General features: G+C 67.5%; 16 protein-coding genes. 8 read left to right on the forward strand and 8 right to left on the reverse strand.

Going from position 1 to position 22,898, the window contains the following annotated elements; genetic code table 11:
* Positions 1-315 precede the first annotated feature (315 nt).
* From ACGFIM_RS16940 to ACGFIM_RS16950, 3 genes are all read left to right on the forward strand, one after another.
* Positions 316-2,529 carry a DUF262 domain-containing protein gene (locus ACGFIM_RS16940; protein ID WP_393200986.1) on the forward strand — a complete coding sequence of 738 codons (2,214 nt, stop codon included), beginning with the start codon at positions 316-318 and terminating at the stop codon, positions 2,527-2,529.
* Between the two features lie 744 nt (positions 2,530-3,273).
* Entirely contained in the window at positions 3,274-4,995 is a 1,722-nt protein-coding gene (locus ACGFIM_RS16945; RefSeq protein ID WP_393200988.1) for a hypothetical protein, read from the forward strand.
* A gap of 74 nt (positions 4,996-5,069) precedes the next feature.
* Positions 5,070-6,353 (forward strand): hypothetical protein, encoded by a 1,284-nt coding sequence (locus ACGFIM_RS16950; protein ID WP_393200990.1) that lies wholly within the window; start codon positions 5,070-5,072, stop codon positions 6,351-6,353.
* Positions 6,354-6,879: 526 nt separating this feature from the next.
* On the opposite strand, the gene ACGFIM_RS16955 is transcribed toward ACGFIM_RS16950, so the two are convergent.
* Both ACGFIM_RS16955 and ACGFIM_RS16960 read right to left on the reverse strand, forming a co-directional pair.
* Complete coding sequence (locus ACGFIM_RS16955; RefSeq protein WP_393200992.1) at positions 6,880-7,560, reverse strand: DUF2637 domain-containing protein; 681 nt, start codon at positions 7,558-7,560, stop codon at positions 6,880-6,882.
* A 43-nt stretch (positions 7,561-7,603) separates the two neighbouring features.
* Entirely contained in the window at positions 7,604-8,947 is a 1,344-nt protein-coding gene (locus ACGFIM_RS16960) for a tyrosine-type recombinase/integrase (protein WP_393200994.1), read from the reverse strand.
* 1,259 nt (positions 8,948-10,206) lie between these two features.
* On the opposite strand from ACGFIM_RS16960, the gene ACGFIM_RS16965 reads away from it, so the two are divergent.
* Complete coding sequence (locus tag ACGFIM_RS16965) at positions 10,207-11,334, forward strand: hypothetical protein (RefSeq protein ID WP_393200996.1); 1,128 nt, start codon at positions 10,207-10,209, stop codon at positions 11,332-11,334.
* A 345-nt stretch (positions 11,335-11,679) separates the two neighbouring features.
* Here the strand turns inward: ACGFIM_RS16965 and ACGFIM_RS16970 are convergent, their stop codons facing one another.
* On the reverse strand, positions 11,680-11,949 hold the full coding sequence (locus ACGFIM_RS16970) for a hypothetical protein (protein ID WP_393200998.1): 270 nt from the start codon (positions 11,947-11,949) through the stop codon (positions 11,680-11,682).
* 418 nt (positions 11,950-12,367) lie between these two features.
* Between ACGFIM_RS16970 and ACGFIM_RS16975 the strand changes: the two genes are divergently transcribed.
* Entirely contained in the window at positions 12,368-12,781 is a 414-nt protein-coding gene (locus ACGFIM_RS16975; RefSeq protein WP_393201000.1) for a hypothetical protein, read from the forward strand.
* Positions 12,782-13,103: 322 nt separating this feature from the next.
* A complete protein-coding gene (locus ACGFIM_RS16980) occupies positions 13,104-13,574 on the forward strand; it encodes a lamin tail domain-containing protein (RefSeq protein WP_393201002.1) in 471 nt (156 codons plus the stop codon).
* Positions 13,575-13,643: 69 nt separating this feature from the next.
* Here ACGFIM_RS16980 and ACGFIM_RS16985 read toward each other — a convergent pair whose 3' ends face one another.
* From ACGFIM_RS16985 to ACGFIM_RS17000, 4 genes are all read right to left on the reverse strand, one after another.
* The gene (locus tag ACGFIM_RS16985) at positions 13,644-14,336 is read right to left on the reverse strand and encodes a hypothetical protein (RefSeq protein WP_393201004.1); all 693 of its coding nucleotides are present in this window, start codon (positions 14,334-14,336) and stop codon (positions 13,644-13,646) included.
* A 93-nt stretch (positions 14,337-14,429) separates the two neighbouring features.
* Positions 14,430-15,086 carry a response regulator gene (locus ACGFIM_RS16990; protein WP_393201006.1) on the reverse strand — a complete coding sequence of 219 codons (657 nt, stop codon included), beginning with the start codon at positions 15,084-15,086 and terminating at the stop codon, positions 14,430-14,432.
* Positions 15,083-16,330 carry a sensor histidine kinase gene (locus ACGFIM_RS16995; RefSeq protein WP_393201008.1) on the reverse strand — a complete coding sequence of 416 codons (1,248 nt, stop codon included), beginning with the start codon at positions 16,328-16,330 and terminating at the stop codon, positions 15,083-15,085. The genes ACGFIM_RS16990 and ACGFIM_RS16995 overlap by 4 nt, the downstream gene beginning before the upstream one ends.
* Positions 16,331-16,346: 16 nt before the next feature.
* On the reverse strand, positions 16,347-19,871 hold the full coding sequence (locus ACGFIM_RS17000; protein WP_393201010.1) for a protein kinase: 3,525 nt from the start codon (positions 19,869-19,871) through the stop codon (positions 16,347-16,349).
* Positions 19,872-20,101: 230 nt separating this feature from the next.
* On the opposite strand from ACGFIM_RS17000, the gene ACGFIM_RS17005 reads away from it, so the two are divergent.
* Positions 20,102-20,647 (forward strand): hypothetical protein, encoded by a 546-nt coding sequence (locus tag ACGFIM_RS17005; RefSeq protein ID WP_393201012.1) that lies wholly within the window; start codon positions 20,102-20,104, stop codon positions 20,645-20,647.
* Positions 20,629-22,146 (forward strand): protein kinase family protein, encoded by a 1,518-nt coding sequence (locus ACGFIM_RS17010; protein WP_393201014.1) that lies wholly within the window; start codon positions 20,629-20,631, stop codon positions 22,144-22,146. The genes ACGFIM_RS17005 and ACGFIM_RS17010 overlap by 19 nt, the downstream gene beginning before the upstream one ends.
* On the opposite strand, the gene ACGFIM_RS17015 is transcribed toward ACGFIM_RS17010, so the two are convergent.
* Complete coding sequence (locus tag ACGFIM_RS17015; protein ID WP_393201016.1) at positions 22,127-22,726, reverse strand: dihydrofolate reductase family protein; 600 nt, start codon at positions 22,724-22,726, stop codon at positions 22,127-22,129. The genes ACGFIM_RS17010 and ACGFIM_RS17015 overlap by 20 nt on opposite strands.
* Between the last annotated feature and the right edge of the window lie 172 nt (positions 22,727-22,898).

Raw genomic sequence — 22,898 nt, forward strand, 5'->3', positions numbered from 1 at the left:
GCCGGTGCAGCACTCATGCCACCCGACACGCCCACCGCAATCCCACCTCGAAGGCACTTTAGCCCCTTCCATTTCCTTACATAGCGCGGCCGGGACGGCCCGTTATCGATCCGACGTCCCAAACGCAGCACATATATAGGTTTTGGCCTGTCCGATATCACGGAGGATGACAGTGCGCTCCACCCAACCCACTCGGCGACCGCCCCCACCGTCCAGTAACCGCGACGAATCTCGGCACCCCGTCGCCAAGGGCGCTCTGCGATTGTTGAATGGAATTTCCGCGAGCGCTTACACATCAGAGCGAGGGTGACGACGTTGACGTCCACGGACATCTCGGTCAGCAATCTGTCACTGAAGCAACTATTCGAGGAGTCCTTCTACACGATCGACTACTACCAGCGCGAATACGCCTGGAGCGAGGAGGAGGTACGGACACTCCTCACCGATCTACGTGAGGCTTTCTTCGAGTGGGCCGATGCTCGCGAGTTCCGCAGGAAGCCCCACCTGGCACCTCAGTACTTCCTCGGTCCCTTCGTCTACTACGAACAGGGACACGATCTACGCTCCCTGGTTGACGGGCAGCAGCGCTTCACGACCTTGCACTTGATCTTCTTACAGCTGCACACCATCGGCAGACAGCAACACGAACGAGCCATCACGGAGATGCTCGGACCAGTCATCCGACGCTATGACAGCTACCGACCGCGCTACCGCATCGACATCGAGGAACGTGCCAGGGTGCTCGACGCGCTCTTCGAGGAGCGGCCTTACGAGCCCTCCCAGGCTGACTCCCTCTCCGTACGCAACCTCTGGCGACGTAGCCAGGACGTCGAGATCCTGCTCCAAGAGATTCCTTCGGAGTACTACACCCGTTTTGTGAACTGGTTGCTCAACCGCGTCATGCTTGCCGGCATCCGCGCGCCCGACAGCGGCAACGCCTTCCGCATCTTCGAATCGATGAACGACCGAGGCGCGCGGCTTACCCCCATCGATCTCGTCAAGAGCTATCTGCTGGCCAACGTCGGTGAAGACGAGACCAAGCTCAACGAGGGCTGGCGCCGGATGCTGGCTGAGCTGACGACAACACGAGACGATCCCATCGCTCCAGCCCGTTTCGTCAAGGCCGCATTGCAGGGCAGGTACGCACGCCTGGATGACGGGATCGACGACATGGGCGAGATCGACAGGGCGCTCAATCTCTGGGTACGCAGAAACGAGGCCCACCTAGGCCTCACCGAGCCAGAACGATTCCACGCCTTCGTCGACACGCTTCTCGGACTGGCCACGCTCCACCGAACCTTCCTGCACGCCAGCCGTACCCTTCAACCGGATCTGCAGGAAATCTTCTTCAACGACAAAAACGGCCTCCACGCGCAGATGATCGCTATTCTTGCCGCAATTCGTCCTGGTGAGCCTCTGGTGGTGGCCAAGGACAAAGCCCGCCGCATCGCGGCCTACATCGACCGCTGGTACGTTCTGCGCATCCTGAACGACCTCCCCGTACAGGCGCCTGACGTCATGGGTTGCGTGCGCGACCTCCTCCCCGGGTTGCGAAAATGCCAGACCGCCAGCGATGTCAGCCAGGTCCTGGCCGAGCAAATCGCGAGAGAAGAATACGAAGCTATCGTTCTGGATGGGTTCGGGCTCCGTGGAACGAACCGTCACCAGATCAAATACCTGCTGGCTCGGCTTACCGCCTACGCACAGGAGGGTTGCGGTCGCCGCGGCGACGTCGCCGAATATCTGAGCGACAACCGGCCTTACCAGATCGAGCACCTCTTCGCCAACAAACCCGACCGGCACAGCGCGGAGGTGTCCGACCCTGTCCGCTTCCGCTCGCTGCGTAACCAGTTCGGCGGGCTCGTGCTGTTGCCCGACCGAGACAATGCGAGCTTGGGCGCCATGCCCTTTGATGACAAGGTCAAGAGATACGGGAGACAGGACGTGCTTGTCGGCGTACTCGATCGCGACTACCACTCCAACTTCCCCCGCCTGCACGAATTCGCCAAATCCCACGACCTCGCCCAACTCCTGCGACCGTTCAAGCCCGGGGCGTCCATGGAAGAGGTGATCAAGGTCAGGCAAGAGCTGTATCTACGGCTCTGCTCACACATCTGGTCACTAGAGAAGCTCGGCATCGAGCAGAAGTATCTTCCCGACTATAAGGACCCCTTCAATACGTCATCCGCTATCCAAGCGCCACGTCCACAACGGCCGCGTAGGCGACTGAACACCCATCTTGCCGGCATGGTCGCCGCAGGAATCATCCGGCCTGGTACCCCCATAGTTCTCACCCACAAGGGCGTCGATTATGAGGCTGAAATCGACTCGGCGGGATATGTGACGCTGAAAAGCACCGGCGTCACCTACACCAAGGTGGACGACGCAGCTAATATCATCCGTAACACCAAGAGCAGCAACGGCATGCGGCTCTGGAAGGTGACTGACCTTGAGGGAAACACGGTCTCTTTGCGGGAACTGCGCGAGCGATCGATCGCGTCCGGCGCATTAAGCAGCCGCCGCAATTGAAGAGGAGGAGTGGTTGCCCCCGTTGTTCTATCCCACCAGCGTGACGCGCTTGCGTGCTGCACAGGGCCGAGGCGTCGTTGCCGAACCAGGCCGCGATCTCATGCGAGGTCTCGAATAGCAACGGGCCGGCCAGCCGGTTGAGCTGCAAGGCATAGGCCATGGGCACCATCGCCTCGCGGATGCCGCCGGTGAAAGCGACCCGGTCCAGCGGGTGGCCGGTGTCGCCCGCGCGACGCGGGCGACACAACGGCGGCCTGCATGACGGCTCCTTCGGCACCCAAGGGTGAGTGTGCGTCGTCGCGATCCCCCGCTGACCACCTGACGCTGTCGAGTCCGTCCGCGCCGTAGGGCCGGAGGGGAGCTCGCGGACTTGGAGTTCGGCGTCATCGTCTGGTACTGCGTCACTTCCGCGCCCGAGCTCACCCGACCCGTTGGCTGAGGCGCCACCGATCATACTGGTGATGTACCTCACGGGAGAGCTGGCCACTTACCGAGCTCCCGGCATCAATGCCACGTCATCGTCACCCATCTCATTTCGAGGTGCCCCTAATTGTCGGGGGCCGGGCGTAACATGGCCCGTCTGGTGGCGGTATCCGACTCGCAGCTCTGTTGAGATCAGCGGGCATGCGAACGGCGACGCGGCTGAGGTGTCGGCTGCAGTAGAGAGCCGACACCTGGGACCCTTCGGGATGCAGATCTCTCCCGTGTTTGGAACTGTTCCGAACGACCTCAGGGAAGGCGGCTATGGCGATCGAGTGGAAGTTCCTGGAGCAGAAGCGATTCGACCGGATAGTGGAATCCATTGTCCACCGCATGTACTCCGACACTGCCACGGTTGAGGTCGTGGATGGACGGGGCGGCGATGGGGGCCGCGACATCGTGGTCACTCAGGGATCCCGCGTCCGGATCTTCCAACTCAAGTTCTTCCCCGAAGGCTTCCCTAAGGAGAACCGCACCAGGCGACGCCAGATCAAAGACTCCTTCGCGCGCGCAATGGAGCACAGCCCCTACGAGTGGACGCTGGTCGTTCCATGCAATCTCACGCCCAACGAGAAGGAGTTCATCGACGAGCTGAAGATCGGTCATGACGTTCGAGTCTCCGTGATGGGCCGCGTGGAGCTCGACGCAAAGATGATCGACCTTCCGGATCTCGAGGCCCACTACCAGCGCGATCCCCTCATCGAGAATGTCAAGATCCTGAACCAGGAGAGGGCTTTCCTACTTGGCGGCCCCAGCGACTTGGACCACCGTGTCCTTGATCTCGGCAAGGTCGTGGACCAGTGCGATGAGGATTGGACGTTCGACTTCTCTAGGCAGGGTGACCAAGTCTTTCGCACCCTTCGTGCCAAGCATCCGCGCGCACATGAGAGAAGCCCCATCCAGCTCACTGTGGAGCACTCCCTGGGGGAGGACTCGGCGCTCAGCCAACAGATACGACGGACCTTCGGGTATGGGACCGATGAGAAGGTCGTGTTGCCAGCGGAGATTGTTGAGCGGCTGACCATCACGGGTCCCGAATGGCTGAGTGAGACGGTGGAACACGTTCACGTAGAGCTGCTCCCGAGTTCGCTGGCAAGCGACCAAGACGTTCGTCTGGAGCTGAGGGTCCTCGACGACACCGGCCGCCGGTTGGCCTCACACCACGCGAAGGTTCAACACGGCAACGCTGGCTATGAGGGGCGCTGTCTCAAGGCCACCTTCTACAACGTGGCCGAATTGATCTTCATGTTTCCCTATGACAAGGAGCGGCCAGCCACTCTCTCGTACGCATACAAGGTGGATGAAGCCAACCCGGCGGACCTGCTCCGCGCGATGCGGCTCATCAAACAGCTACACAAGACGTGCACGGGAGAGATCTACCTGAATGGTCAGCGCCTGGGGGTGGCAAGTTTCACCGCGAAGGATCACTCCTCGGATGTTCGCGCCCACCTGGATGAGGTTCGTCGGTGCGAGCAACTGGCTGAGGATCTGGATATCGTCCAACGCCACTGCGACAGCTTCTTTCCGGTGCCTGTCCAATTGTCCGGCGTCGAGCGGGCCGTTCTACGCATGGTGAGACTGCTGGTCGAAGGCAAGTGCGCCGTTCATCCGATGGCACGGTGCTTGACGGCCACTCTCACGGGTTCGGAGAGCAATGAACTCCGCCTCATCCTTTCGGGGAACCCTCAGAGCATCCGGTTGGATCTATCCGAGTGCACCATGGAGATTGCTGGTCACGAACTCGAGATCGGCGATGTGATGTTGTTCCACACACGTGTGATCGCCGTCAATGCCGACCAAGTAACGCAGGCGCTCGACGCCGGGTCGGCCAAGGGTTGCGTCGTCAAGCTTCAGCCGGAGGGCGAAGAGCACTTCCACGCTTTCATGCCAGCCAGATGGCCTAGTGACTCGATGCCGGTCGTCCCCACGCCATGGGGTCTCCCTGAACTTGCCGAACCCACAGCCCGAAGAGTCTCGGCTGCTTGAGCCGACGATCCAGCTCCCGTCCGCAGCCTCTGCCGGCCCACTGCCATGATCGACGAAAGGAGAGGCGGTTCAGGATGATCACTCCCGCAATGCCGTCCGAGGACAGCGACCAGCCGAGGATCACAGCGGTTACACGACGCGATCTCTTCGATCATCTTCGTGGCGCGACTGAGCCGTGGTATGGACGCCTGGACGAGATCGCCTTCCTGGATGGCCTCTACGATCTGGACACGTTGCCTTCCAGCGATCCTCGGTACACCTCAGCTCGAGGCGACATCATCCAGCACCGGTTCAACAACTTCGACTGGGAGGATGATTGGATCTTCGAGGATCCCCGGCTGCAGCTCCTCAATGGTCCGGACGAGGTTCTCCTGGCGTTTCTGGCACGTCTAGTCCATCCCGAGGTGCAGTCCGATGTCGATCGAGCCGCACGCCAGGTCGATGAGTTGAATCGACTCCTGGCGCCGGATGGATGGGCTCTGCGGGCTCGCCAATTCTTGTCCGGCCGGCCTATCTATGAGCCGATCGCGACTGGCAAGGCTGCAGGCCCAGTCATTCCCCTGCCACTTCGGGACGACGACGCCAGCAAGCTGGACTTCGTACTCGGTCGGATCCACTACCTTCTCGGTGAAGACGGCCACGGGCTTGCTCGCGATCTTTTGCGAGAGGCGACCCTCACCCTTCGCCGAGATGGCGGTATCTACCACCCGACCCCTGGCGACAACTGGACATCCGATACATACGAGGCGGTTCTTACCGTAGCTCCCTCGCTTGCCACCGAATTCACCCCCGCAGTGATTGAGCCGATATGGCAGCACCTGGGTGCAGTACTCAAGCAGCTAGAGCGTGAAGACGTCATGTCGCTGGTAATCGAGGCGGCTCCTCTCCCGCTCCCACCCGTTGCGCAGAACTGGCGGCAACTGGCCACCACCCCAGCTCCCAGCAATCAGGCACGACGCGAGAGAGGAATCAACGAGGGCTACCCCACCATGGACGGGATGGTCTTCGCCAGCAGGGCCGAGCTCGTTGTCTATCAGGTCCTGACTGAAATCCAGCGTGACAGCCAGCCAAGGCAGTCCATCGCTATCCTGCCGCTCCCTTCCGCCAAGCTTCGGGATACGAGAGTCCGTAGCCCCGACTTCGTGGTCATCGGCAACAGCCGTGCGGTCATCATCGAAGTCGACGGGCCACATCACTACGGCGTCACTCGCAAAGCCGACGACGAAGATCGCGATCGGCATTGGATGCGCTGTGGCACCCCCACGATCCGTATCGCACACCACCACACTGACGACCCGATCACCTTGAAGGAACGCCTCAGGGAGGACCTCCACCGGACTCTGATCCCATCGCGCTGAACCGTCCCCGTAACGGGACGGTTCTCCAGTGAAGCGTCGCAGCCATGCCATGGGGCACTTGGGCAGCGAAGGCCTCAGGATGTTGTGCCGCTCCGACGGTCCGCAGCCGAACTCATTGCCCTCCCTGCACAAGGTGTCGGCGTATGGCGGAAGGAGACGACCGCCGCGACCACGGCCAGGAACGAGACACCGGCGATCATCGTGCGCGGGATGCCGCGCACCGCACAAATCTCCACCTCCGCCACTCACCCCTGCCCAACTGGGAGAACCAGGGTGGTGGAGGCTGTGAAGGGTATGTACGTATCGAGTGTGTCCCCTCTCGGACACAACTCGCATGCACATGAGGCCCTGCTACTGGAAGCAGTAAGTAAGGCGTTCGCGATGAGGAGGGATAGGTACCCCGGAAGTCACGTGCACCAACGCTGCCCTTCCACGATCGACGCACCAGTCGACTGGGTTAGCACCGTCGTCGCTCCCCAAGCAGCGCCTGTTCTGGTCCTGGTGCCTCGTGATATGGACGCAACCTTCATGCAGTAGTGGAGTGATCGTACTCGCCGAACTTCCCCTCAAGGCCTATTCGTTTGACCCAGCGGCCCCACCGGGCACTCCGCGCGAACTGCTCAGCGATGACCTTGCCCGATGGGAGTTCTCCGTCGGGCAGGCGATTTGCCAAGGCCCAGTGCCAGGCGGTTTGACGGAGATCACCCGTCTGCCGACCGTGAGACCCCGTCTCTTCGAAGGCCTCCGGGGCATCAGTGCCGAAAGGTTCCCGAGTCTCGGTCGCGTCGTCCCGCACGACGGCGACTTCTCCGGCAGGTGCTTGGCGGATCTGGGCCATCAAGAGCTCGTAGCTGCCGATCAACGCAGCGCTCGGCCAGGCCGCGATGAGGCGGCCGATCAGGCTGGGCTCGGCAACGGCGATGTTCGCCCCCAGGCTCGCCAGACTGCCGATCAACAGCATGATCCATGCCAGAAACCCGCCGCGGGAGCCGTACCGGTTGGCCAGGAGGATGGACATCGAGGCGACAACGATGGTGCCGTCGACCGCGAGCGGGATGAGCACCGCCGCCAGCTGATCCTCACCGTGGCGGAGGCAGAGTTCATGCATGTGGCGGAAGGAGACCACGGCCGCTATCAGCGCCAGGGACCCGACGCCAGCGACTGTTGTGCGTTGGATGCGAAGCACTGCCCGGTTACTGTGCGTCATGCCGCTCACCCCCTTCGGATCCGGATTTATTGAGCTGCTCCATTCACCTCGCCGACCGGTTCCGGATCTTCGAGAACGCGTCCAGCGCGGTCTCGTCCGCGTCGTCCAACGTATGCAGGTACTTCTCCGTAGTGGCAATGGATGCATGGCCAAGCCGCTCCTTGACCACTTGGAGGTCTGCGCCGCCGGCCAGCAGCCATGACGCATGGGCATGACGAAGGTCGTGGATACGGACGTGGATGCCGAGTTCCGCTTCCTTCAGCGCCGGCTTCCATACCTGTCGACGGAACCAGTCGCTCGGGATATGGCCGTCGGTGTCGCGCTGTCGAGGTTGGCGGGGGTCGTCCTTGCCCTCCTCGACTCGGCGTTTCGCTCTGTACAGGGCGAATGCGGCGCGGCAATGCTCACACCGGCACTTGCCGGCGTTGTAGGCGGACAACGTCCCGTGCTTGTACGTCTTGCCTTTCTCGTTCGGCTTGGTCCTGCCCAGAGTGTCCACGTCGGGAAGTGCCTTGGTGCGCGAACGGGTCTGCGGAACTTGCTTCCAGGTGAAGAACAGGTCATCGCGCTCCAGTTCGGCGTTCCTGACGTGCTCCTCAAGTTTGTCGACCATTTGCCGACTCAGCTTGAACCGACGGAACTCCTTGTCCTTCGGGTACTCCTTGACGATGAAGCGACCGCCGGTCGGGTGGAACTTCGGGTTGACCTCCACCACGGCGCGGCTCACGGTCAGGATCCGGGTTCTCGTGTTCAGGTCCTTCACTCGGAGCTCGGACAACTCTCCCCACCGGAGCCCGGTCTCGATCGCGGTCTCGACGAGCAACTGGGTGTCGTTGTCGGGCAGAGCTTGATAGAGCACATCGAACTGCTCAGGCGTGATCACGGTCCGGGGCTTCACGGCGACGGTCGGCGTTCTCACACCCCGGCACGGGTGGATGTACGTCACCTGGTCGTTGAGCGCGGTCGTGAAAATGACGCTGAGCAGAACCTTGGCGTATTTGATGGTCGGTGCCTTGACGCCGTCGTCCTTCAACTTGGCGACCCACGCTCTGACGTGCTCCGGAAGGATGTCGACCATTCGCATCGGTCCGAAGGTCGCCAGGATGTGCCTGTTCAGCGTGTACGTGTAGCTCTGCATGGTCGAGGGCTCCACCTGGTGGTTGGGGAGCCAGGTGTTCCTCACGTACTCGTCGAAGGTCTGTTTGCCCCGGCTGGGGTGGCCGATCTTCCCCTGGTCCATCCGGGCTTCGGCCTGCTGCCAGGCCTTGTCCGCCGCCCGCTTGGAGGAGTACGTGCCTGCGGAGACGACGTTCCCCCGTATGTCCTTGTAGCAGGCGGTGTAGCGAACTCGACCGCGCGAGTCGATCCGCTTGAACGAGTAGCCCAAGTTACCTCCTTGATCATCCGTTAGCGTCGCGTTAGTGGACCCTGCATCACGACCTGGCACTCGACAGAACCACGTAACACTCCGATCATGCCTCCTACCTGGGATTCTATACAGAAAGCTATTGCTTGTACACGCTGCGTTGAACGGTCGATCTCGGTTCGGGACGAAGAGGTCGTGGGTTCAAATCCCGCCACCCCGACCGGTATAGGTGCAGGTAGAGGGCCTGGTTCTCATCACGGGGGCCGGGCCTTTCTGCTTTGGTGCGCCACACGTGCGCCAGATTTCGGAAAATCGGCTCCAGTCGCGCGCCACGTCCGCACTCCGGACCCCGGCCACGGCTACCCATGGTTACGCTCCGCCACCGCCCGCGGGGCGGCAGAAGACTCGCCGCGCCGCCGCCAGACACCCATGATCTTGTCGTGGGCATCCGGCGCCAGATGCGCGTACCGACGGCGAGAGCTTCCCGCACAGCCGGGCCGCCTCCACCGCCGGGTTCCCATACCGCTGGCGGAAGTTGTTGTCGTTCAGCGGGCCGCCCTTCGCGGCGGGGAACATCAGCCCCGGGCACGGACCCGATCCCGGCGTCTTCTGCCCGTCCGGCGTCACCTTGGGGCACGTGCACCTCCCCCACACCCACCGGCCTTCCATGAGCTGCTTCATCGCGGCCGGCGTGTGCGGCGGAACCGGGACGGCACGGTGCGACTTCTTCGACTTCGGGCAGCCGCGCAGCCCGTACCGGGTCAACTCCGGCCGGCCGCGTGGCGCGTCCGTCGACCTGGTAGACCCCGGCGCGCTTGAGTTCCGACGTGTAGGGGAACGCCAGGGCCAGCCACCCACACCAGGGCGCCGTTGTCGTCGGTTTCGGTGTGCACGGTCCATGCCGGGTAGGTGTTGCGGAGCACGTCTAGTTGGCGTGCTCTGAGGTCCCGCTCGGCGAGCGCGCGGGCGTGTTCCTGGGCGCGTTCGTAGAGCGTCCGCTGGTCGGTGACCCGCGTGGTGTCGCGGTAGGGGTCGTCGAAGCGGTATGGGTCGTCGAATGCGTCGTCCCAACGCACGCTCCTATGACAGCTTCGCGTGGTACGGCTGCGAAGAGGACACTGGAGGCGGACGAGGACATCCCCCGTGTCCGGCCACGTCCGGAGGTGCGCGCGATGAGCAATGTTCCAGGTTGGGCGAGTCGGCTACGCACCGCGCGGACTCGGCGCGGCTGGTCGCAGCGTGATCTGGCCGTGCAGTTGTCGGCGGTTTCGGACAGGCCGATGCCGTCGTACGAGAGCATGGTCCGCCGGATTCGCGACCACGAGAGCGGCAGGCACCGGCCGGACGACGAGTACGCCGAGCTGTACTGCCGCTTGTACGGGCTCAGCGAGCGCGCCTTGTTCGGCGGCGAGGACGAGGATGTCGAGCTCGGCGACGAGATCGACGCCATGGAGCTGGCGCGCAGGGCAGCAGCTAGCGACGTCGGCCGGGAGACGTTGGAGCGGCTAGAGCTGGCCGTGGACGACCTGGCGTCCGCATACCCGCGCACGCCTCCGGCGCAGCTTCTCGGCCGCGTACGGCGGCACCTGGAGTACGTGGCGCGTCTCCTCGACGGCCGCAAGACGCTCGCTGAGCATCGCCGTCTGCTGGTGGCCGGCGGGTGGCTTTCGCTGTTGGGCGCCACCTGCCACATCGACTTGAAGCAGTATCCGGCGGCGGCGGCCCGGCTGCGTACGGCCGCGTCTTTGGCCGAGCACGCCGAGCATCCGGAGATCCGGGCGTGGTGCCTGGAGACGGAGGCGTGGCAGGCGCTGACGGAGGGCGAATACCGCCAGGCGATGGTGCTGTCTCAGGCCGCGCAGGACGTGGCCCCGCGCTCGAGCTCGGCGTACATACAGGCGACCGGGCAGGAGGGGCGGGCGTGGGCGCGCATGGGGCGTGGCCCGGAGACGCGGGCGGCGCTCAACAGGGTGCATCAGATCGTGTCGCCCATGCCGATGCCGGACCGGCCGGAGCATCACTTCCGGTACGACCCGGCTAAGAGCGAGGCGTACACGGCGACCACGCTGTCTTGGATCGGTGATCCGGCCGCGGTGTCGTACGCGCGCGCGGTGCTTGAGCGGCTGGAGTCGCGGGAGGATGGCGGGCCGCGGCCTCGGCGGGCGGCGTCGGCGCGGCTGGATTTGGCGTTGGCGCTGCTGTCCACGGACGAGCCTGGCGAGGCGGGGCATGTGGCGCTGCAGGCCGTGATGAGCGGCCTGCTAGTGCCGTCGAACTACTGGCGGGCGGTCGAGGTCATCAGTGGGGTGGAGCGGCGGGGCGTGCCGGAGGTGGGCGAGCTGCGGGAGGCGTACCGGGAGCTGTACGGGGCGCCGGCGCAGCGGGAGCTGCCCCAGTTGGGGGCGTGAGGGGGCTGGGCCGGAACCGCCACGGCAGCAGCCACGAGCGGAGGACGCCCCGGCCGCCGCACCGCATGCACTTCGTGAGCGGGATGCGGGCGGCGGCGAGGTACAGCGCGATGGCGATGGCGGCGGCGATGAGGAGGGCGGTCGAAGGGTCCATCGGAGGTCATCTCCCGGGGGCTAGATCGGAGTTAAGGAGTTAGCTTCGTAATTTGCGTTGAGCCGCTCGGAAAGGCCGGGGTTAACTGTCCCGACCTGCGGAAACGGGCCGAAGTCAGGTGAGTCACGCCGCCCGCCCCGAGGGCTGTGGAAGCCCTCGGGGGCGCGGTTTCAAGGGGGTCGGCGGTTAACTTAACCCGGCTCTCCGACGTCCTCACGGCAGGCGATCGCCTCGCGGACGAGGTCCGGAGACACCGGGTAGCGGTTACCGGTCGAGGGCACCTTGACGCCCAGCTTTTTGAGTTCTTCGCGGAGCTGCTTACCGGTCAGGCTCTTGTACGGCCGCCAGTTCGGGGCGAGCCGGGCGAGCAGGGCGGGCAGGTCGTTGCAGGGGACGGTCTGGTCTCCGATGGCTTCGGAGATGTCGGCGAGCAGGTCACGCTGCTGCTCGGCAGCCTCCACCCGCGTCGAGGTGACGCCGGCCTTCGCGCGCAGCGCCAGCGCACGCTCGACGACCGGGGGACCTGCGCGGCTGCCACGTAGAAGCTGCGCAGCAGGCCGGGCTTGGGCTGGAAGCCGCGCGCCATGCAGGTGCCGATGTCGCGGGCCCCTCCTCGGTCGTGGGCACCAGGCCGACCGCGGAGATGCCCGCGTTGTACGAGCCGGTGCCGAGGATGGCGTCGTTGGACTGCTGGTCGCCGATCGCGAAGCACGCCTTGTTGCTGGTGACGGCCATGACGCGGCGGGGCAGGCTCGTCGACGACGGCTCCGGCGTGGCGAACATCAGGGTGATGCCCTACTTCCGGGCGGCAGCGAGGAGGTACGCCGCGGCGTACAGGGCGGACCTGACGGCGTACCAGGTGGCGACCAGGGGGCGCCGATGGTCAGCGCGATCGGCCATCCGAGGATGCGCCACCAGGCGGTGACGCGGACGGCTGCCGCGATCTGGGCGGGGCTTCGGTCGCCTTCTCGGCCACCGGCACGGCCGCCGGGGCAGACCCGGTTCGAACGCGAGGACATCCACGACCGGACGAAATTCCGGGGCTGGTTCCGCCTGGATGCGGGCCTCTTCGTCGAGGAGCAGCAAGAGGTCCGGGACTGTCCGGCCGTGATGGACTTATTACGGGTGGACGGCAAAGCCATAGCGCAGGGCACGATCACAGCGGGCAGCGGAGACCACGAAATCACCGGCGCTCCGCCGCGCGACGCCCGATTCGTACAGTTAGCCGCGCGGCGTACCAACTCCTTGCCCTGCCACACCACCCTTCAGTGGATCTACGCGGGCCTGGACTGACGGCGAGTCGTCCCAGACTTTCACTTGAGTCGAGCACGGCGGTGGTTTCGATCTCGACGTCGGGATGGGCAGCGATCCGTGCACGGGCGTGATCCTCGGGCGTGAAGACGATCTTCCAGATTTCCAGGGGGCATGGTCGCCGGATCACCTGGGTGGATGGCAGCCGATCAACCCGACGTTTTCCGGCCGCTCCTCCGTGTGCTCCTCGACTCGGAGTCAGGACGCGTATGGGACATCAAACCGATACGGAACGGTCCATTCCTTTCCCATCGACATCATTAGGATCGTTCCACTTCAACTCTCACTCCCCAGGAGGCGTCCCGTGAGTGTTCGATCTCTGCTGACCGCCGCCCTGTTATCCGCGTCCGTCGTCGCCGTCGCGCAGCCGGCGTACGCCGCCGCTCCCCCGGTCAAGATCACGAAGATCTACTACGACTCGCCCGGTTCCCCGGACAACGGCGGCAACGCCAGCCTGAACGGCGAGTACGTCCAGATCAGGAACATGACGAAGAAGGCCGTCAACCTCGCGGGCTGGACGATCCGCGACGCGACCCGGCGACGGGACCACATCTACACGTTCGGCAAGTTCGTCCTGAAGCCCGGCAAGACGGTCACCCTGCGTACCGGCAGGGGCAAGAACACCAGCACCACCCTTTACTGGGGCAGGAGCGGCGGCAGGCTCGCCTACATCTGGAACCAGGTCAGCGACACCGCCTACCTGCGGAACCCGGCAGGGAAGCTGATCGACTCCTGCTCGTACAACTCGTCGCGGCAGGCCTACAAGATCTGCTGAGCCTCGGCTCGCTGAAGAAGCCGGCCGCCGTTCTGGAGGGGGACGGCGGCCTGGCGTGTCTGGTCCCGGTCAGCGCGCCCGGGCGATGGCCCGTACGGCCATCATGAGGAAGATCGGGCCTATGAGCAGCGCCGAGGTGACCGCGACGAGCATCGGCGGGAGGAAGAGCGAGCCCGCCGCGCAGGCGGCGCCGATGATCATCAGCGCCAGGCCGCCTTCGCGGTGCGACCGCTGCCAGGCCGTGATCAGCCTGCCAATCGGGCCGTCCGGCGCGGCGTGTGACGAGCCGAGCGCGGGCAGCGCGCGGCCCAGGACGATCAGTACGACCCCGACCACCACCCCCAACACCCGCTCCACCGGGATGTCGTATCCGGCCTCCTTGCCCAGCATCACGGCCTGGAGCGTGACGAACAGCAGGGGCAGGACGACGAAGAGCATGTTCATGGCCCGCGCCTGCACGTGCGGCTGGGTGACGAGCCAGGAAGGGAAGTGACGGGCCAGCCTGCGCTGGACGGCCAGCCCCACGGGCGTGAGCACGGCGACGACGAGCAGCAGGGCGGGCAGGGAGCCGGCCATGACGAGCCGCGGAACCGCGACGCCCGCGCGGTCGTCGGTGGCCTGGCGGGTGACGATCTGCTCGGGCAGGGAGTCCCACAGCGCCCAGGCGATCGCGATCATGGCGAGGAGACCGGCGGCGGAGGCGATGACGCCGGCCCACGGCGGGCGCGCCGCACGGAGGCCGGCGGGCTCGTGGTGCTGCATGGCAGCACCGTAGATCGCGGGGTCGAGGCGCGGCATCCACCGCGCGACATGAACGGGTCATGTCCGGACGTATGACCGGAGTCATGCCGCGCGCTATCGGTGACGGGCGACCCAGACCGCGAGCTGGGTGCGGTCGCGCAGGCCGAGCTTGCGCAGGCAGCTTGAGATGTGGTTCTTGACGGTGCCCTCGGTGATGTGCAGGCGGCGCGCGATCTCCCTGTTCGTGGCGCCCGAGCCGACCAGCAGGGCGATCTCGTACTCGCGGCCGGTCAGCCCGCAGGGCGGCTCGTCGGGGGCGGATTCCGTACGGGGGACGGCGCCCTCGCGTACGGCCGCGACCAGGCGTTCCGTAGCGGCACCGCCGAGCACGGTCTCGCCGCGCGCCACCCGCCTGATCGCCGACACCAGCTCGTCGGGCGGGGTGTCCTTGAGCAGGTGGCCCTTGGCCCCCGCCCGCAGACCGCCGAAGATGTAGTCGTCATCGTCGAACGTCGTCAGGATCACCGGCGCGATCCCCGGATACTCGGTACGCAGCCGCGCGACCAGCTCGACCCCGTCCATGACGGGCATGCGGGCGTCCACGAGCGCCACGTGCGGATGATCGGCGGGCGGGGTGCGCGACAGCAGCGCGAGCGCGTCCGCGCCGTTCTGGGCGGACCCGGCCACCTCGATGCCCGGCTCGATCTCCAGCAGCTTGCGCAGGCCCTCCCGCATCAGGACCTGGTCGTCCACCAGCAGTACCCGGATCACGTCGGCGTGCTCCCCTCCGCGGTCGCTTGCACCGGCACCACCGCCTGGAGGGTGAAGCCCGCGCCCGGCTCGCTGCGCACGTCCAGGGTGCCGCCGATCGCCTCCAGGCGTTCGCGCAGGCCGCGCAGCCCGAAGCCGTTCTCCGTCGTCTCCGGTACGGCTCCCTCGCCGTCGTCGGTGACCGTCACCCGCACCCGCTCGGGCGTGCCGTCGAGAGCGACCGCGAGGTGCCCCGCCTTGGCGTGGCGCAGCGCGTTGGTCAGGCCCTCCTGGATGACGCGGTAGCAGACGAGCACGCGCTCCTCGTCCAGGTTCGGCCAGGCTCCGGTCACCGTGAACGCCACGTCGGAGCCGTACGAGCGGGCGAGGGCGCGCAGGGCCTCGACCCCTGTACGGCCCTCCATGCGCAGCGGCCTGAGCGCCCGCACCCAGCGGCGGGTCTCGGCCAGGGCCTCCAGGGTCAGCTCCTTGACCTGGCGCACCTCGTCCCATGCGGCCTCGGGGCGCGCGGTGCGGAAGCGCTCGGCGTTCGCGAGGCCCATGTTGATCACCGTCAGGTAGTGGCCGACCGAGTCGTGCATGTCCCTGGCCATGCGGGCGCGCTCCTCGGCGATGGCGAGGTCACGCGTACGGGCGGCGTAGCGCCGCAGCTCGGCGTGCGCCTCCTCCAGGTCGGCCAGGAGCCGCCTGGTCTCCTCGGCTCGGCGCTGGGACTCGATCATCGCGGCCACCACGACCATGATGATCAGGCCGAGGAGCAGCACCAGCACTCCGTCGATCACGCTCGCGAGCACCGGCCGCTGGGGATGGAACAGGCCGAGCACGACACCTGACAGCGCGGCCGTCGCCACGTACGCGATGCTGCCGCGCCGCCCGAACACGGTCAGCGCGTTGCCCACCGCCACGCTGACGATGAGCGGGGCCACGGCGCCGCCGGCGGGAAGGAGCAGCAGGCTCGCGGCCAGGAACGTCACGGCGACCGCCCTGCGCGGCGGCGACGGCCGCGGCCGCCACGGCAGCAGCGGCCAGAGCACGCAGATCAGGGGCAGCGCACCGGCCCCGGCCAGCAGGGACGCCTTCGCCAGCGGCCAGGTGAACTCCTCCAGCCTCCAGAGCACGCCCGCGACCGATACGGCGCTGATGAACGCCGAGCCCCAGAAGAACACGCCGAGCACCAAGGGCGGGCGGTCATCGGTGAAGCCCGCCCACCGGCTCATCTCCTCTGAGGACCTGGCGCCCACCACAAAGCGAGCCTAACCGTCAGCAGGTCCGGCGGAAGGGGACCTCTGGGATGTGGCGGGACCATTCGGCCTCGGTCAGGCCGCCGCCCGCCCGCGCGCACACCGCCGCCGTCACCTCGGCCTCGTCGAGCCGCAGCGTACGGATGGAGCTGTCGGCACCGACCGTGGTGATCTGCTTGCCGCCCGGGGAGAAGGAGAGCGCGAGCGCCTCCCATCGGTGCCGTTCCATGGACTGCCCGATGGGGCGGTGATCCTTGGCGTCCCACAGGCGGAGGGTGGCGTCGGCGCTCACTGTGGCGATCAGCGTGCCGTCCGGGGAGAAGGCGGCCTGGTGTGCCGGTTCCTTATGACCGGCGAGGGGCGGGTTCACCGGCGTGCGGCGTTCCATGTCCCAGACCCAGACGCGGGCGTCCACCTCGGGACCGATCTGGAACTCGCAGTAGCACTGGTTCTCGCCGCGCACGACGAGCTGCCTGCCGCCGCGGCTGAACGCCAGCGGTTCGCTGCTGTGCTCCCGCGCCAGCGGATCGCCCGGTTGCCGCGAAGAGACGGTCGTGGTGGCCGCGTCGCCGCCGGTGCCGACCTCCCACAGGCGGATCTGGTTGGGAGCACCGAGCGCCACGGTGTGACCGTTGGGATGCCAGACGGCGACGGTCGGTTCGAAATCCCCGGTTCGGATCCCGCTGAGGACGCGGAGCGTCGTGGCGTCGAGGATCGCCGCGCGCGCATCGCTGGTGGAGACGGCCAGGCGCTTCCCATCCGGGCTGAACGCCACGGACAGCACCTCTCCAGGATTGTCCGGGTCCTCCTGCTTGAAGCTCGCCGCGCGCACCTCCTTGGCCTTGGCCACGTCGATCAGCGACACCGTGAGCCGGTCGCGGGCCGTGGCGAGCATCGTGCCGTCCGGTGAGAAAGCGAGCGGTGGCCGGGTGACCCTGGTGTAGTTCCTCGTGCTCCACTGTGCGTTCCACCGGCCTTCGACGTCACCGCCGCGCTGCTGTCGGGTGGCGGTATCGAAGAAGCGGATCGCCTGCTCGGTCAAGGTCGCCAGCGTGCGGCCGTCGGGGCTGAAGACCGCGCCGTCGATGAGGTCGTCCGGCTCTCCCTTCGCGGTACGCAGCCGCGACGGATGAGTGAACCACCCGACGTCGAGCATGCGCACGGAGCCGTCGTACGCGCCCACCATGAGAGTGTCGCCGCCGTCGCGGAACGCCAGGTGCTCGGGCGCGAAGCCGGGAAAGGCGTACTGCCGCAGCGCCCTCATCTTGGTGACGTCCCAGAGCTGCACCGCCCATGACGAGGCGGTGGCGAGCACCGTCCCGGATTCGTCGAAGGCGACCAGGTGCAGGCCGGTGCCGCCGGTCGTGCCCATGCTCTCGTGCAGACGGCCCACCTTGGGCGGCGTGTCGCCGGTGACGCTCGCGATCACGGTCTTGTCGCTATCGGCCACGGCGACGAGCGTCCCCGCCTTGTTCAGGGCAACCGGCTCGGGATTGAAGGACCCGCTCACGCGCTGCTTGGACAGGTCGATGACGGCGATGTCCTCGCGGGTGGCGCCCACCCGGGTGACCCGCACTTTGCTGTCTTTGATCATCGCCTCCAGGTGCGGTGACCGCACCGGGGTCAGGCTCGGCAGCTCGTACGTACGGCCGTCGCCGTCCATGAGGTAGCGGCCCTGCCAGCCGAGGCTCACGGACGTGGCGGGCGGGTCGAGCCGTTCACCGGTCTTGGCGTTCCATACCTGGGTCTCGCCCTTGTCGAAGGGCTTCAGCACCAGGATGCCGCCGTCGGCGCTCAGCTGGACCCTGTAGTCGTCGAGTTTCACTCCGGGGATGCGGAACGTCCGCTTGAGCGTCCCCTTCACGGTGTCCCAGATCTGCACCTCCTGACCGAGGAGCACCGCCTCGGTGCCGCCGTCGCCGCTGAAGGCGTGCACGTCCACGCTCGGCGGGCTGAACACCTTCGTCTCGACCTGGGTCGCGGAGGCGAGCAGCGCCGAGCGGGTCTCGACGCTCGAGGCCATCGCGTGCGCGGCCACGCTCAGCTTCATCGCGGTGGCCGGGTCGGACTGGCGCAGGTCGTTGGCGCGGGTGGCGACGTTGAGTGCGACGGCCTCGTCACGCCGCCTGTCGGCCTCGATGCGGCGTTCCTCGGCGATGGCCCGCTGGGTCTGCGCCACCCCGGCGAGGGCCAATGAGATCGCCAGCAGCGTGGCGAGCGTGACGACGGTGGCGCGCCGTCGCCTGGTGCGCCGGCCCGCCGCTCGGATGCTCGCGTCGAGGTAGTGCTGCTCGCGGCTGTTCAGTGTCAGGTACGGGTGCGGCTCGGCGGCCCAGCGGGTGGCCGCGTCGAGTGAGGAGCCGCCGAGCAGGTCGCCGTCCTTGTGGCCGTTGGCCTCCCATTCGCGGGCGGCCTCGCTGATGCGCAGGTGGACGGCGTGTCCTGGCCGCTCGGCGGCGAGCCAGCCGCGCAGCCGCGGCCAGCCGTGGACCAGGGCCGCGCTCGCCGGGCGCACCGATCCGCCCTCGCGGACGAGCAGGCCGCGCTCGACCAGCCTGCCGAGTGCCGGTATCGGGCCCAGGTCGGCGAGGTCCACCGTGCGCGGCTCGCCGTCGGCGCCGTACAGGCGCAGCATGGCGAGGGGCAGCGCGGCCTGCTCGTCCTCGCTGAGCGACAGGTAGAGGTCTTCGGCGATCTCTCCGAGTTCAGGGGTGCGCCGGTCCAGCCCGGCGGGCGGCTCGACCACGCCTGCGGTGCCGACGCCGACCAGCGACAGCAGCAGGTCGGGTGCGGACGGCCGCTCGTCCGGGTCTTTGGACAGCGCCTTGGCCACCAGCGGGCGCAGCGAGTCGGGCACGCCGTCGAGGTCGGGCTCGGTGGTCAGGGCCTGGTGGATGGTCGCCGCCGGGTGCTCCCGCTGGAACGGCACCCGCCCGGTCGCCGCGAACACCATGATCATGCCCCAGGCGTAGACGTCGGCGGCCGGACGCGGGTTCTCGCCGCGGAACAGCTCCGGGGCCATGTACGCGGGCGTCCCCGCCAGGCCGTTGGTCATCGTGGACGACGCCTCGAGGACGCGCGCGATGCCGAAGTCGATGACGCGCGGGCCGTCCGGCGCGAGCAGCACGTTCTCGGGCTTCAGGTCGCGGTGCACGACGCCGGCGCCGTGGATGGCGGCCATGGCGGTGGCGATGCCGATGGCGAGCCGGTGCAGCGCGTCCCCCTCGTACGGGCCCGCCTGCGCCACGGCCGCGCGCAGGCTGGGGCCGTCCACGAACTCGCTCACGATGTACGGCCGCTCGCCGTCGAGGTCGACCTCGAGGATCTTGGCGGTCGAGAAGGACGACACCCGCCGTGCCGCCGCCACCTCTTTCGCGGGCGGGCGGCGGATTCCTCCCGGATGCAGCACCTTGATCGCGACCCGCACGCCCGCCGGGTCGTACGCCTCGTACACGACCCCCTGGCCGCCCGCGCCGACGCGGCGGGCCAGCGCGTACGCACCGATGTGGGTCGGATCGTCGTGGGCGAGCGGCGTCAGACTCATGCGGTCTCCCGGGCAAGCGTGATCATCTCGTCTGACGCGGCCGCACCGCCGTTGGTTCGGAAACCCCGATGCCGCCGGGGTTTCGGGCTTGCCGAGAGGGCTCGCGAGCGTCCCCGATTCACCGTTAGGGTTCATCCGCGACAAGCCGATCACAGACGGTCGCGAGGAGGGACGTGGCAGCAGTCGGACATGTGGCGGCGGCGGAAGCGGCTCCCTCCATCCTCCCCTTCGTGATCATCACCGTCGCGGTGGTCGTCATCGCCGGGCTCGTTGTGGCGCTGATCGTGGTACTCCGGCGGCAGAGGACGTCCTCCGCGCGGGTGCGGGCGCCGGCGGTGTCCCCGTCGCAGGCGGCGACGGTGGCCGAGACCGCCGTGTCCCCGGACGCCCGCGCGCCACAGCAGGTCGGCCCCTACCGGGTGGTGCGCAAGCTGGGCGGCGGCGGCATGGGAGAGGTCTATCTCGGGCGCTCGCCCGGCGGGCGGGACGTCGCGCTGAAGGTGGTGCGCCCCGAGCTGGCCGACGATCCCGACTTCCGGCGGCGTTTCGCGACCGAGATCACCGCGGCGCGCCGCGTCGGCGGCTTCCACACCGCCCAGGTCGTGGACGCCGACCCCGACGGCGACCCGCCGTGGCTGGCCACCGCGTACGTGCCCGGTTCCACCCTGCACGAGGCGGTACGCGAGCGCGGCCCGCTCCCCCTGCCCGAGGTCGCGGCGCTCGGCGCACCTCCACCGTCCTCGGCACCGCCGCGTACATGTCCCCGGAACAGGTGACGGCCCTGCCCGTGGGGCCGGCTGCCGACGTGTTCTCGCTGGGCTGCGTGCTGGCGTACGCGGCGACCGGGCGCAGCCCGTTCGGCGAGGGCCCGCCGTGGGCGATCACCCATCGCATCGTGTACGAGCGGCCCGACCTGTCCGGCGTCCCCGGCCCGCTGGTGAAGCTCATCGCCTCCTGCCTGGAGAAGGACCCGGACGCCCGGCCGAGCCTCGACCACATCCTGGACGTCTGCCGCCCGCTCAGCCCGAAGACGAAACCTCCGGAAGTCCCGGCCCCGGTGAACCCGGCGGCCTCGACGACCCCGGTTCCCCCGCCGAACCCGGCAAACCAGGTGAATCACGCGGACCGGGGCGGGACCGGCGACAGCCCGGGGCGGACCCTTCGCGTGACCTTCGTCGAGCCCCCGAGCCCTACTGCGAAGCGCGGCAGGAGACCGCTGTTCGCGCTGGGCGCCGTCCTCGCGGCCGGCGTGCTCGTCGCCGCCACGCTGATCGCGCTCAATACCGGGACGAGCCCCGCGCTCGCCCTCGACGGGCACGGGGAGAGCGTGAACGGTGTCGCGTTCAGTCCCGACGGGAAGCTGGTGGCCACGGCCTCCGGCGATCGCCTCGACCTCTGGAACGCGCAGACCGGAGCGCACCTCCACACCCTGGAAGGCCGCTCGGGCCTGGCGGTCGCCTTCGCGCCCGACGGCCGGCTGCTCGCCGGTCCGTGCCCGTACGGCATCTGCCTGTACGACGTGCGCAGCGGCCGGCGAGTGCGGACCATGCCAGGGCACCCGGAGGCGATCGAGGACCTGGCGTTCAGCCGCGACGGCAGGCTGCTGGCCAGCGCGAGCGGGGACAGGATTGTCCGGCTGTGGGACCCCGCCACGGGCGAGCACCTGAAGACGCTGACCGGGCACCTCGGCAACGTGCACGCGGTGGCGTTCACCCCCGCCGGGGACGCCCTGGTGACCGCCGGTGACGTGACGGTCCGCCGGTGGAACGTGGTGCCAGGCACCATGATGACCGAACTCTATCCGAAGGCGAACGAGGAGATGTACGGCGCCGCCTTCTCCCCCGACGGCGCCACGTACGCGGCCGGTGCGGCATCCGGCGACGCGTTCATCTGGGACGCCGAGACGAACGGGCTCCGCTTCACCCTGCGCGGGCACGCCGCCACCGTCAACGACGTCGCCTACAGCCCGGACGGTTCGATGCTCGCCACGGCGGGCGACGACGACTTCGTCCGCTTGTGGAGCACGCGCACCGGAGACCTCCTGGCCGAGATCGAGGTCTCCGCGCTGCCCACGCACTCGGTCGCGTTCTCCCCCGACGGCACGATGCTCATACCGGCGGCCAGGACGAGACCGCCCGCCTGTGGCGCCTCGACGAGGTACTTTGATCATCCGGGCCTTCGACGTCCGGTGCCTTTCGCCGGGTCGTTCCGGCGGCAAGCGCGCTGCGTGAGACGTCTCAGGCTGGTCGCCTGCGCTACGACATGCGCTTCTTGACGTCGTCGTACCCGACGGTGCCGGGCGAGGGAGCGGGGGCGTACAGGAGGTTCAGCACGCCGGTCGTGAACGTCTCCGACGACACCAGCCGCAGCGGCACCGGCTCGCCTTCGTCGAACAGCCGCTCCCCCTTCCGCACGGCGATGGGGTGGACCATCAGGTGCAGCTCGTCGAGCAGTCCGGCGGCGAGGAGCTGGCGGACGACGGAGACGGAGCCGCTCATCCCGATGGGCCCGCCCGGCTCGTTCTTCAGCGCGGTGACGGCCTCGATGAGGTCGCCCTGCAGCAGCTCGCTGTTGCGCCAGGTGAACTCCAGCCGCTGCCGGGACACGACGATCTTGCGGGCGTCGCCGAGCACCTTGGCGAAGGAGGCGTCCACCTCGCCTGCCTCCTCGCGCGCCGGCCAGGCGCCGGCGAAGCTGTCGTACGTCTTGCGTCCCAGCAGCAGCGTGTCCGCCTTGCTCAGCCCCGCGTAGATGGCCGCGCCCATCTCCTCGTTGAAGTACGGGAAGTGCCACTGGTCGGGCGCCTCCACGACACCGTCGAGCGAGATGAAGAGCTGCGCAGTGATCTTCCGCATATCGGCCTCCCTCAGGAAGTTCCCGGTGTGTGCCGATATGGACTTCACGGGCCGCCGAAACTCATCGGTGCGCGGGGGCACGATGTCGCGCCGGCCCGCCGCCTGCCCTGATCCGGCGGGCGGCGGGCCGGCGGCGCGGAACCTCACGGCCGGCGGTGCGGGGACCCTGCCG

Origin of the sequence: Nonomuraea sp. NPDC049309 (assembly GCF_043196965.1) — a bacterium.
Taxonomy (GTDB): domain Bacteria; phylum Actinomycetota; class Actinomycetes; order Streptosporangiales; family Streptosporangiaceae; genus Nonomuraea; species Nonomuraea fastidiosa.